This window comes from Streptomyces sp. NPDC048718, assembly GCF_043198875.1.
GTDB lineage: Bacteria > Actinomycetota > Actinomycetes > Streptomycetales > Streptomycetaceae > Streptomyces.
On record NZ_JBICVG010000009.1, the window covers coordinates 86,248 to 98,337 of the forward strand.

Here is a 12,090-nt window from a genome sequence, read left to right on the forward strand (position 1 = left end):
GGCCCCCGGCCGGGTCAGACGACCGAGCTCGGCACGAACCCGTACGGCAGCTCCAGCCGGTGCCGCGCCATCAGCTCCTCGTCCGTCAGGATGTCCGCCGTCCGCCCGTCCGCCGCGATCACGCCCTCGCTGAGGATCACCGAGCGCGGGCACAGTTCGAGCGCGTACGGCAGATCGTGGGTGACCATGAGGACGGTGACGTCCAGGGTGCGCAGGATGTCGGCGAGTTCGCGGCGCGAGGCCGGGTCCAGGTTGGACGAGGGCTCGTCGAGGACCAGGATCTCCGGCTCCATCGCGAGCACGGTGGCCACCGCCACCCGGCGCCGCTGCCCGAAGGAGAGATGGTGCGGCGGCCGGTCAGCGAACTCCGCCATGCCCACCCGGGCCAGTGCCTTCGCCACCACCGCCTCCAGTTCGGCGCCGCGTACGCCGGCCGCCGCCGGGCCGAAGGCGACGTCCTCGCGGACGGTCGGCATGAACAGCTGGTCGTCGGGGTCCTGGAAGACGATGCCGACCCGGCGCCGGATCTCGGCCAGGTTCCGCTTCTCCACCGGCAGCCCGGCGACGGTGACGCCGCCCGCGCCGCCGGTCAGGATGCCGTTGAGGTGCAGGACGAGGGTGGTCTTGCCGGCGCCGTTGGGGCCGAGCAGGGCGACCCGTTCGCCGCGCCCGACGGTGAGGTTCACCCCGAAGAGAGCCTGATGGCCGTCCGGGTAGGCATATGCCAGACCGCGTACGTCGAGGGAGGGCAGGTCCGAGGCCGGATCCGAGGCATAGTCCGACGGACGGCCCGAGAGACGGTCCGAGGAACGAGAGGAGGAGGTCATAGCGTCCATCCGAGGAGGCAGATCAGCAGGGCGGTGAGCGGGAGCGCGGCGGCGTACCGCCACTGGGCGGCGGTCGCGGTGGCCTCGTCGATGACCGGGATGCTGCCCGTGTAGCCGCGGCTGACCATGGCGAGATGGACCCGTTCGCCGCGCTCGTAGGAGCGGATGAAGAGCGCGCCGGCGGACTTGGCGAGGACGCCCCAGTGCCGTACTCCGCTCGCCTCGAAGCCGCGCGAGCGGCGGGCGATGGACATCCGTCGCATCTCGTCGGTGATCACGTCCCCGTAGCGGATCATGAACGACGCGATCTGGACGAGCAGCGACGGCAGCCGGAGCCGCTGGAGGCCGAGGAGCAGGGCGCGCAGTTCGGTCGTGGCGGCGAGGAGGACGGAGGCGGCGACGCCGAGGGTGCCCTTGGCGAGGACGTTCCAGGCGCCCCAGAGGCCGGGGACGGAGAGCGACACCCCGAGGACGGTGGTCTGCTCGCCGGGCACCACGAACGGCATGAGCACGGCGAAGGCCACGAACGGCACCTCGATGAGCAGCCGTTTCAGCACGAAGCCGGCCGGGACGCGGGCGCACGCGGCGACCACGCCGAGCAGCACCGCGTACAGCGCGAAGGCCCACATCGCCTCGCGGGGCGTGGCGACGACCACGGCGACGAAGGCGAAGACGGCGGCGAGCTTGGTGTGCGGGGGCAGGCCGTGGACCGGGGAGCGGCCCCGCCGGTAGAGCTTGTGCGCGTGTCCGGCGCCCATGTCAGGCGGCTTTCCCGGCCGAGCCGGAGGTGGAGGCGGAGGCGGACGCGGAGGCGGAGGCGGAGGCGGAGGCGGAGGCGGAGGCGGAGGCGGAGGCGGAGGCGGAGGCGGAGGCGGACGCGGAGGCGGAGGCGGAGGCGGACGCGGGGGCCGTACGGCCGGTGCCCCGGCGGCGGACGATCCAGAACGCGCCGGTGCCGACGGCCAGGGTCGCGCCCACGCCGATCACCCCGGCGAGACCGCCGGAGAGGCGGGCGTCGGAGACGTCCTTCACGCCGTAGTCGGCGAGCGGGGAGTCCGCCGCGGCGTGCGGCTTGGCCTCGGCGTCGATGCCCTTGTCGGCGGCCACCTTCTCCAGGCCGTCGGGGCTCGCGGAGGCGTAGAAGGAGACGAAGCCGGCGAGGACGAGGGCGGTGACAACGCCGGTGATCCACAGCTTCCGGGACGATCGGACGGCTGGGGCGGTGGCCGGGGTGGCGACCGGGGTGGCGGCACCGGCGGCCGGAGCGGCAGCGGTCGGAGCGGCGTCGACGAGTTCGCCGTCGACGCGCAGCTTGAGCGGGGTGGTCAGGCCCCGGGCGCCGTACACGAGGTCGGGGCGGACGGCGATGACCGCGCCGACGGTCAGCATGGTGATGACGGCCTCGCCGACCCCGATGAGGACATGGACGCCGACCATCGCGGTCAGGACCTTGCCGATCGGCACGTCGGTGGTGCCGCCGAGCGCGTAGATGGCGGTGAAGACGGTGGCGGCGGCCGGCACGGACACCAGCGCGGCGACGAAGGAGGCCACGGTGACCGAGCGGCGGGTGCGCGGGAGGACGAGGACCAGGCCGCGGAAGAGGCCGTACGCGACGACGACTGTGACGACGCCCATCACGGTGATGTTCACGCCGAGCGCGGTCAGACCGCCGTCGGCGAACAGGACACCCTGCATGAGCAGCACGACGGCGACGCACAGGACACCGGTGTACGGCCCGACGAGGATGGCCGCGAGCGCGCCGCCGAGGAGATGGCCGCTGGTGCCGGCGGCGACGGGGAAGTTGAGCATCTGGACGGCGAAGATGAAGGCGGCGACGAGTCCGGCCAGCGGGGCCGTCCGCTCCCCGCCGTGACCCCCGTCGCCGGTGGCCGTGCCGCCGAGTTCCCTACGGGCCCCGCGCAGGGCGACGGCGACCGCACCGGCGGCGACGACACCGGCGGCGGCCGATACGGGGGCGTTGATAAATCCGTCAGGTACATGCACAACCGGCATGATAGAGCGCTCCTGCGAATGGTTTGCAAGAGCACGTACCGGACAGGAGCGAACGGAAGACCCCACTCCGTTCACGCGCGCGTTCGGGCTTGCGTTCGAGCGAAGCGGGGTACCCGTTACTGATGACGCGTACGAGTGTGAGGAGTCGTCCCATGCCCCGCATACCCCGCGCCGCACACACACCGGGAGCCGCCGACCCGGGGCTCCCCGGAGCCACCGGGCCGCCGCACGAAACGGCCGGAGTACCCGGGACGCCCGGGAACACGGCCACCACAGGCCCCCCTGGCCTGCCCGACACCACCGGACCCACCGGAATTGCAGGCCCCACCGGACCTACCGGAATCGCAGGCCCCACCGGACCCACCAGCCCCGCCGAGTTCCGCGAGATCGCCGACCAGGCCCAGGGGCAGATCGTCGGCGACAACCCGCTGACCCGATCCGTACCGGTCCGGCTGCGCTACGACCCCGGCACCGATCCCGCGACCGTGCGCTTCGGCTTCCCCGACGACATCGAGTGGGCCTTCCCCCGCACCCTCCTGGAGACCGGGCTGCGCACCCCGGCCCGGGGCGGGGACATCGAGGTGTGGCCGTGCGGGCGGGTCCAGACGGTGGTCGAGTTCCACACGGCCGACGGCGTCGAGGTGGTGCAGTTCGAAACGACCGCGCTCACCCGATTCCTCAGACACACGTACGCCGCCGGCGCACCGTTCCCGGCGCACTGACGGCGTACGACCGCACCGTGTCCCCGTCCCCACGGGCCCGGCGCGAGACCGGAGCCGGCCGCCCGCTCGTGCGGCGGCCCCGGAGCCGAGTTGTTCCGCGAGACGCCCCGGGATGGCTCCCGGGGCGCACGCGCGTCATCGGCGGTTCGTGACGAGCTCCATGTCGGTCTCGGTCTCGGTCCCGGTCTCGGCACCGGCGCCGGCACCGGGCGTGGTCGCTCCGGCCGCAGCACCCTCCGCCGCCAGGCCCTCGCCCTCGACGTCCACGTTGGGGAGCACGCGGCCGAGCCACTTCGGCAGCCACCAGGCGGTGTGGCCGAGGAGCGCGAGCACGGCCGGGACGATGGCCATCCGGACGATGAACGCGTCGAACAGGACGGCGACGGCCAGACCGAAGCCGATCATCTTGACCATCTGCTCGCTGGAGCCGATGAAGCCGGAGAAGACCGCGATCATGATCACCGCGGCGGCGCCGACCACCCGGGCACCGTGCCGGAAGCCGTCGACGATCGCCTCGCCGGGGCGCGCCCCGTGGACGTACGCCTCGCGCATCCGCGTGACCAGGAAGACCTCGTAGTCCATGGCGAGACCGAAGACGACACCCACCATGAAGATCGGCATCATCGACATGATCGGGCCGGTCTGCTCGACCCCGAACAGGCCGCCGAGCCAGCCCCACTGGAAGACCGCGACGACCGCGCCGAGGGCGGCGACGACGGAGAGCAGGAAGCCGAGGGCCGCCTTCAGCGGGACGAGGACCGAGCGGAAGACCACCATGAGCAGCAGGAAGGCGAGTCCGACGACGAGTGCCAGGTAGGGCAGCAGGGCGTCGTTCATCTTCTGCGAGAAGTCGACGTTCATCGCGGTGGCGCCGGTGACCAGGACGTGGTCGCCGGTGGCGTCACGGATGTCGTGGACGAGCTGCTCGGTCGCCACGGAGGACGGGCGGTCCTTCGGGACGACCGTGATCATCGAGGTGTCGCCGGCCTTGTTGGGGGTCGGCGGGGTGACGGCCGCGACGCCGTCCAGGCCCTTGACCGCGGAGACGGCCTTGTCGGCGGCGGCCTTGTCGCCGTCGACGACGAGGAGCAGCGGACCGTTGAACCCGGGGCCGAAGCCGTCGGACAGCAGGTCGTAGGCGCGGCGCTCGGTGGTGGAGGTGGGCTTCACACCGTCGTCGGGCAGGCCCATCTCCAGGGAGGCGGCCGGTACGGCGATCGCGCCGAGGCCGAGGACGCCGACGAGCAGGACGAGCAGCGGGCGGCGGATGACGAACCGGGCCCAGCGGGTGCCGGCGTTCGGCTTGCCCTCCGGCCGGACCGTCGCGCCGGCGCCGTCGGCACCATGGGCACCCTCGCCGCCCTCGGCGGCGGCCTGGGCCTTGAGCTGCTTGCGCGCCTTGCGGCCGACGACCTTGTCGCCGGCGAAGCCGAGCAGGGCCGGGATGAGGGTGAGCGCGATGAGGACGGCGATCACGACCGTGCCGGCCGCGGCGACACCCATCTTGGTGAGCATCGGGATGTTGACGACGGCCAGGCCCACCAGGGCGATGACCACCGTCAGACCGGCGAAGACGACGGCGGAACCGGCGGTGCCGACCGCTCGCCCGGCGGCCTCTTCCTTGGCTCGGCCCTCGGCGAGCTCCGCGCGGTAGCGGGAGACGATGAACAGCGCGTAGTCGATGCCGACCGCGAGGCCGATCATCATCGCGAGGGTGGAGGTGGTGGAGCCGAGGTCGAGCACACTGGCGAGCGCGGTGATCGTGGAGACACCGATGCCCACACCGATGATCGCGGTGAGCAGCGGCAGCCCGGCCGCGACGAGCGAGCCGAAGGTGACGACGAGCACGAAGCCCGCGATGACCACACCGACGACCTCGCCGGGGCCGGTCTCCGGCATGCTCTGCAGCGCGTCGCCGCCGATCTCGACGGTCAGGCCCTGGCCCTGCGCCTTCGCGCCGGTCTCCTTGAGCGCGTCACGGCTCGCGTCCGACAGCTCCATCGCGTTGACCTTGTACGCGACGGAGACGTAGGCGGTCCTGCCGTCCTGGGAGACCGCGTTCACCGCGAACGGGTCGACGACCTGGGCGATCTCCTTCGAACCGGCCTTCAGGTCGGCGACCGTGCGCTCGACCTTGGCCTTGTTCGCCGGATCCGTCATCTTCTGACCGGCCGGGGCCTGGTAGACGACGCGCGCGGTGGCGCCGTCGGCGCTGGCGCCGGGGAAGCGTTCTTCGAGCAGGTCGAAGGCGCGCTGGGCCTCGGTGCCGGGTATGGAGAAGGAGCTGGAGGTCGCGGTCGGCGCGGTGGCGGCGCCGACTCCGGCGATCGCCAGCAGCGCCACCCAGAGCAGGGCGACGAGCCGGCGGCGCCGGAAGGCGGACCGGCCGAGCTTGTAGAGGAACGTGGCCACGGGGGCGTACTCCCGGTATCGAGGGGTCAGGGCATGGGGAGCCGGCCCGACGGCGTGAGCGGTGCGACGTCAGGGTTTTCGGGGGCAGGGTCTGCGGGGGTGTTACGGAGGGTGCAGAACCTACGGGTCAGGGCTTGCGGGACTTGCGGGGCCTACGAGGTTCACGGGGTTCACGGGGGTGTCAGGCGCCGAGCGAAGGGAGCACGACGGCGTCGACGTAGGACCGGAGAAACTCCAGGTCCACCGGTTGCCCATCGATCAGCGGGCGGGTGATGAACGCGCCGATCATCATGTGGGGAACGAGTTTCAGCGCCGGGTTGCCGGCGTCGATCTCGCCTCTGCGGACGGCCCGCCCGAGCATCTCGTCGAGCCCGGTGATCTCGGGTTCGATGAGCAGTTCGTGCAGCGCCTGGAGCAGTTCGGGGTTGTGGTGGACCGCGTGGATCAGGCCCCGCATCAGGGCGGAGTCCTCTTCCAGCCGGCAGTCGTCCGACGCCTCCAGGCCCGCCATGAGGTCACCGCGCAGGGTGCCGGTGTCGATCCCGGCGAGCGCGACCGGCTTGCCGCGGCGCAGGGCCCTCGCGACCAGTTCGGGCTTTCCGCCCCACTGGCGATAGAGGGTGGCCTTGCTGCAGTGGGTACGGGCGGCGACGGCGTCCATGGTGAGCGCGTCGTACCCGACTTCCCGCAGCAGATCGAGCACGGCCGCGTACAGCTCGGTCTCCCGCTCGGGAGTGAGCCTGCTGCGTGCCATGTCCGGCCTCCTGGTCCGTACTCGGTGTCCGGGTGTCGCGCCCGTCGTCCACACCCGTCGACAAGACAGGACGGGTGGTACCGGGCGTGTGGGATGGGTGCCGAGTCCGAGCCGCGCCGGCATCAAGGGATGGGGACGGCCAAGATGAACGAAACGGTTTCGTACTCGTGCCCCTCGACGATACCCCCGGGTTCTCAGCGAAACGAAACCGTTTCGTACGTGTCCTGGGCCACAGCCGGAACGGGAACGATGGGACTGACGTACGAGTTGCCGCACCCCCCTCGCGCGGAAAGCATGAAAACGTGAGTGACGACCGCGCCTACCTCCGCTTCCCGCACCTCCACGGCGAGCTGCTGTGCTTTGCAGCCGAGGACGACCTCTGGGTCGCGCCACTCGTCCCCGAGGGCCACCGGCCGGACCGGGCCTGGCGGATCACCGTCGACCGCACCCGGATCGGCCACCCGCGCTTCTCCCCCGACGGGCGCCACATCGCCTATACCAGCTGGCGCAGCCTCGACCCCGAGATCCATCTCGCCCCCGTGGACGGCGGGCCATCCAGGCGGCTCACCTACTGGGGCTCCACGGACACCCGGGTCTGCGGATGGTCCCCGGACGGGGACATCCTCGCCGTCTCCTCGCACAACCAGCCGTTCTCCTACTACTCCTGGGCCTACACCGTGCCCACCGACGGCTCCCCCGGCGGCCGCATGCCCTGGGGGCCGGTCTCCGACATCGCCGTCGCCGACCTCGACGGCCGGCGGCGCACCCTGCTCCTCTCCGGCACGCCCCCGCACGAGCCCGCGTCCTGGAAGCGCTACCGCGGCGGCGCCATGGGGCGGCTGTGGCTGCACGGCGAACGGCTCCTCCCCCACCTCGGCGGCCACCTCGAAGCCCCCCTGTTCGTCGCCGCGCCCGACGGCGAACCCGGCGGGACCCGGATCGCGTTCCTCTCCGACCACGAAGGCATCGGCAACCTCTACTCCTGCCTCCCGGACGGCACCGACCTGCGCCGCCACACCGACCACGACGAGTTCTACGCCCGGGCCGCGTCCAGCGACGGGCGGCGGGTGGTCTACCAGTGCGCCGGCGAACTGTGGATCGTCGACGACCTGACCGCCGGCGCCCGGCCGCGCCGCATCGACGTACGCCTCGGCGGACCGCGCACCGGGCGACGCCCCTACCAGGTGCCCACCGCCCACCACGTCGACGGCCTGTCCGTCGACGAGACCGGCCGGGCCAGCGCCGTCACCGTGCGCGGCAGCCTCTACTGGCTCACCCACCGCGACGGCCCGGCCCGCACCATCGCCGACACCCCCGGTGTACGGGTCCGGCTGCCCGAGATGCTGGGCAGCAGCGGACAGGTCGCCTACGTCACCGACGCCGACGGCGAGGACGCCGTCGAGATCGCCTACCTGCCGCGCGCCAGCGGCGGCCGCGCACCCCGCCGGCTGGCGTCGGGTGTCCTCGGCCGGGTCGAGGAGATGGTCTCCGACCCCGACGGCGAACGCCTCGCCATCGCCTCCAACGACGGCCGCCTCCTCCTCATCGACCTCACCGAGGAACCCGGCACCGCTCCTCTCGCCCTCACCGACGTACTCCCCTCCGCACCCCTGGACCCCCTCACCGCCACCCCGCTCCCCCTGACGGAACCCCTCACCACTTCGCCGCTGGGCAGCCACGGCACTGTTGCTGCTCCCGGGGCCGAGGACGCTTCGGGGGGCGGCGCGAGGACGGATGCGGTGGCGGGGGCGGGGGCGGGGGCAGACGCGGACACGAGTGCGGGGAGGGCGACTGAAACCGAGGTAACCGAGGGGGACGGCGGGCCGGCGGGGACCGCGGGGGCAACGGAGGCCGAGGGGCCCGCAGGGGCCGGGAAATCCGAGGAAACCGAAGGGGCGGGGGGCCCCTCCCCCTCCCCCTCCCCTCCCACCCCACCCCCACCCACCGCCACCACCAGCCCGCCCACGCCCGCCGGCCCCCCGGCAGGCACCGGGACCACCGGGACCACCGGGACCACCGAGGGCAACAACGGCTCCGGCGACGCGTCACCTCCCGAGGCCCCCGCCACTCCCGCCGCCGCCGAGACTTCCGCCACCTCCAAGGCCGGCGAAACCCCCGGGGCCACGGGAACTCCGGCCGGCTCGGGCACCCCAAGCCCGGGTGCCCCAGACAGCTCGAACGGCTCGGACGGCTCGACCGGCCCAGGCGGCTCCGGTGCCCCCGCCGGCTCCGACAGCCCCACCAGCCCCACCGACGGAACCGACGCCGAAGCCTCCGGTGGTTCCTCGGACACCGGCGCCGGACAGGTCACCGAACTGATCCGCTCCGTCAACGGCCCCGTCCGCGACCTCGCCTTCTCCCCCGACGGCGCCTGGCTCACCTGGTCCCACCCCGGTATCGGCCGCTCGCTGCGCTCCATCAAGATGGCCCGCATCTCCGGCACCGGGGCCGGTGTCGTCGTGGACGTCACCAACGGGCGCTTCGAGGACGAGAACCCGGTCTTCACACGTGACGGCCGCTATCTCGCCTTCCTCTCCTGGCGCGGCTTCGACCCGGTGTACGACGTGCACACCGGCGACCTGTCCTTCCCGCTGGGCTGCCGTCCCTATCTCGTACCGCTGTCCTCCGCGACTCCCTCTCCCTTCGCGCTGCTCCCCGACGGGCGGCCCGCCGGCGGCGGTATGGACCCCGCCGACGAGGAGGCCGGCGCCGGAGACGGCACGGTCACCGTCGAGGTCGAGGGACTGCCCGACCGGGTCACGCCCTTCCCCGTGACCGCCTCCAAGTACTCCGCTCTCCAGCCCGTCGCCGGCGGCGGCCTGGTGTGGCTGCGCTGGCCGATCTCCGGCGCGCTCGGCGAGACCTTCGCCAATCCGTCCGATCCCTCCCCCCGCCCCACGCTGGAGCACTACAACATCCCCAAGGCCCGCAAGACCGAACTCGTGGGCCACCTCGACTGGTTCGCCGTCAGCGGCGACGGTTCCCGGCTCGTCGTGGTCGACGAGGGCGACCTGCGGGCGGTGCCCGCCGCCGAGATGGGCGACGCCGACTCCACCGTCTACCTCGATCTGCGGCGCATCGTGCACGAGGTGGACCCGGCCGCCGAGTGGCGACAGGCGTTCGACGAGGCGGGCCGGATCATCCGCGCCTACTTCTGGGAACCGGACATGGGCGGCGTCGACTGGACGGCCGTGCTCGACCAGTACCGGCCCCTGGTCGAACGGGTCGCCTCACCCGACGAGTTCGCCGACCTCCTGCGCGAGGTCCTCGGCGAGCTGGGCACCTCCCACGCGTACGTCACTCCGGCGCGGCGCAACGAGGGGCCGCCCCAGTACCAGCGCCCGCAGGGCCTGCTCGGTGTCAACCTCCTTCCCCGGGACGGCAACTGGACGGTCAAGCGGATCCTGCCCGGCGACTCCTCCGACTCCAAGGCCCGTTCGCCGCTCGCCGGCACCGGCATCCGTGAGGGAGCGGCCCTCACCCATGTCGACGGCCGCCCCGTCGACCCCGTCGCCGGCCCCTACCCCCTCCTCTCCGGAACGGGCGGCACCACCGTCGAACTCACCTTCAGCCCCGCCGAGGGCGAGGGTCCCCCCCGGCGGATCGCCGTCGTCCCCCTCATCGACGAACGGCCCCTGCGCTACCAGGACTGGGTGGCCAAACGGCGGGCCGTCGTCCGGGAACTCAGCGGCGGCCGCTGCGGCTACCTCCACATCCCCGACATGGGCGGCTCCGGCTGGGCCCAGTTCAACCGCGACCTGCGCATGGAGGTTTCCCGGCCGGCTCTCATCGTGGACGTCCGGGGCAATGCCGGCGGCCACATCAGCGAGCTGGTGATAGAGAAACTCACCCGCAGGATCCTGGGCTGGGACCTCACCCGTAACGCCCAGCCCGTCTCGTACACCTCCAACGCTCCGCGCGGCCCCGTCGTCGCCCTGGCCGACGAGGCCACCTCCTCCGACGGCGACATGATCACCGCCGCTTTCAAGCTGCTCCGGCTCGGCCCCGTCGTCGGCCAGCGCACCTGGGGCGGTGTCGTCGGCATGACGGGCCGCCATCTGCTGGGCGACGGCACCCAGATCACCGTCCCCATGAACGCGGCCTGGTTCCCCGAGTACGGCTGGTCCATCGAGAACCACGGCGTGTCGCCGGACCTCGCGGCCCTGCGCACCCCGCTCGACTGGGCCGAGGGCCGGCACGCCCAGCTCGACGACGCCGTCGTCGTGGCACTGGCCCTGCTGGAGGAGAACCCGGCCGCGAGCCCGCCCGGCTACGAGGCCGTGCCGGATCTCTCCAGGCCCAGACTGCCGCCGAGGTCCAGCTCGTAGGCGATCCCCGGCTGGTCCCCGCCGTCACCGCCCGCGCCCGGGAGGGTCACCCCTCCGACGGCACCGAACCCGACCCGGGTCAGCACCGCCCGGGACGGCCCGTTGTCGAGGGTGGTGACGGCGGTCAGCCGGCTCAGCCCGTACTCCTCCCGGGCCAGGCGGCACAACTCCCGTATCCCCGCGGTCGCCACCCCGCGCCCGGTGGCCTTCTCGGCCACCCGGTAGCCCAGTTCAGCGCTCCCGTCGGCCAGATCGACGAGATTGAACCGCCCGACTATCTCCCCGTCGTCCCCCACCAGTACGTGGAAGGCGATGGTCCCGCTCTCCTGTTCGTCGAGCAGGGCCTGGTGCCGGGCGTCGAACCCGGCGAAGTACGCGTCCCCGCGATCGGGCACGAACGCGGAGAAGTAGGCCCGGTTGTCCCGCTCGAAGGCGAGCAGGGCGGGCGCGTGGTCGGATCGCAGTCGCTCAAGGGCGAGTTCTGTGACGGACATGTGGATCACCGTACGTACCCGGCCGGTTCCGTGCAGCAAGTTATCCACAGGACTTCTTCAAACTCGGATTGTCGTACTACGACTCCGCCATGTCCCCACCCCGGACCCGCCCCCAGGCCTGGCCCCAGGCCCCGTCCCGGACACGCGAAGGCGCACCCGGCGTCCCGGGTGCGCCTCCACGCAAGGCCAGGGTCAGACCCGACCACAGACCAGGGTCAGGGCCGACGACCCTGCGGCTCGTCCTGACCGCCCTGGGGCTTGTTCCGGCCCTGCCGCGCACGGTCCTTGGCCTGTGCCGCGCGCTCGGACGCCTCGTCCTTCGCGCTGCCCATCTGCTGCCTGCCGCGGCTCTGGAGCTCCTGCTCCTTGTCCTGGAACTGGTCCTTGATGCCCATGAACGTCACTCCTAGACGGGGGTGGGGAGGCCCGGAGTTCGTACCCCTCGGGCCTCGACCAGACTGACACGGCCCACCACGCTGCGCATGTCGATCAGACACGCACGGTCACGGCCGCGCCGACGCCCTCCGGCCCCGCACCGCC

At 72.6% G+C, this 12,090-nt stretch carries 9 protein-coding genes; 2 read left to right on the forward strand and 7 right to left on the reverse strand.

All coding sequences use genetic code 11. The features are described from left to right. Positions 1-14 precede the first annotated feature (14 nt). From ACGFRB_RS18745 to ACGFRB_RS18755, 3 genes are read right to left on the reverse strand one after another with little or no spacing between them, the layout of a single operon-like run. The gene (locus ACGFRB_RS18745) at positions 15-827 is read right to left on the reverse strand and encodes an energy-coupling factor ABC transporter ATP-binding protein (protein ID WP_393244276.1); all 813 of its coding nucleotides are present in this window, start codon (positions 825-827) and stop codon (positions 15-17) included. After that, on the reverse strand, positions 824-1,585 hold the full coding sequence (cbiQ, locus tag ACGFRB_RS18750; protein WP_393244278.1) for a cobalt ECF transporter T component CbiQ: 762 nt from the start codon (positions 1,583-1,585) through the stop codon (positions 824-826). Before cbiQ ends, ACGFRB_RS18745 begins: the two co-directional genes overlap by 4 nt. Position 1,586: 1 nt before the next feature. Continuing rightward, the gene (locus tag ACGFRB_RS18755; protein ID WP_393244280.1) at positions 1,587-2,831 is read right to left on the reverse strand and encodes an energy-coupling factor ABC transporter permease; all 1,245 of its coding nucleotides are present in this window, start codon (positions 2,829-2,831) and stop codon (positions 1,587-1,589) included. Positions 2,832-2,992: 161 nt separating this feature from the next. On the opposite strand from ACGFRB_RS18755, the gene ACGFRB_RS18760 reads away from it, so the two are divergent. After that, positions 2,993-3,562, forward strand: a complete 570-nt coding sequence (locus ACGFRB_RS18760; RefSeq protein WP_393244282.1) for an SsgA family sporulation/cell division regulator — start codon at positions 2,993-2,995, stop codon at positions 3,560-3,562. A gap of 135 nt (positions 3,563-3,697) precedes the next feature. Here the strand turns inward: ACGFRB_RS18760 and ACGFRB_RS18765 are convergent, their stop codons facing one another. Both ACGFRB_RS18765 and ACGFRB_RS18770 read right to left on the reverse strand, forming a co-directional pair. Beyond that, positions 3,698-5,974 carry an MMPL family transporter gene (locus tag ACGFRB_RS18765; RefSeq protein ID WP_393244284.1) on the reverse strand — a complete coding sequence of 759 codons (2,277 nt, stop codon included), beginning with the start codon at positions 5,972-5,974 and terminating at the stop codon, positions 3,698-3,700. A 181-nt stretch (positions 5,975-6,155) separates the two neighbouring features. Next, a complete protein-coding gene (locus ACGFRB_RS18770) occupies positions 6,156-6,728 on the reverse strand; it encodes a TetR/AcrR family transcriptional regulator (RefSeq protein WP_363003003.1) in 573 nt (190 codons plus the stop codon). Between the two features lie 302 nt (positions 6,729-7,030). On the opposite strand from ACGFRB_RS18770, the gene ACGFRB_RS18775 reads away from it, so the two are divergent. Further along, positions 7,031-11,056 carry a S41 family peptidase gene (locus tag ACGFRB_RS18775; protein ID WP_393244286.1) on the forward strand — a complete coding sequence of 1,342 codons (4,026 nt, stop codon included), beginning with the start codon at positions 7,031-7,033 and terminating at the stop codon, positions 11,054-11,056. Here the strand turns inward: ACGFRB_RS18775 and ACGFRB_RS18780 are convergent. Together ACGFRB_RS18780 and ACGFRB_RS18785 are read right to left on the reverse strand one after the other, a co-directional pair. Continuing rightward, entirely contained in the window at positions 10,999-11,550 is a 552-nt protein-coding gene (locus ACGFRB_RS18780; RefSeq protein WP_363002999.1) for a GNAT family N-acetyltransferase, read from the reverse strand. The genes ACGFRB_RS18775 and ACGFRB_RS18780 overlap by 58 nt on opposite strands. 215 nt (positions 11,551-11,765) lie before the next feature. Further along, positions 11,766-11,945 (reverse strand): hypothetical protein, encoded by a 180-nt coding sequence (locus ACGFRB_RS18785; protein WP_393244614.1) that lies wholly within the window; start codon positions 11,943-11,945, stop codon positions 11,766-11,768. Positions 11,946-12,090: the final 145 nt, after the last annotated feature.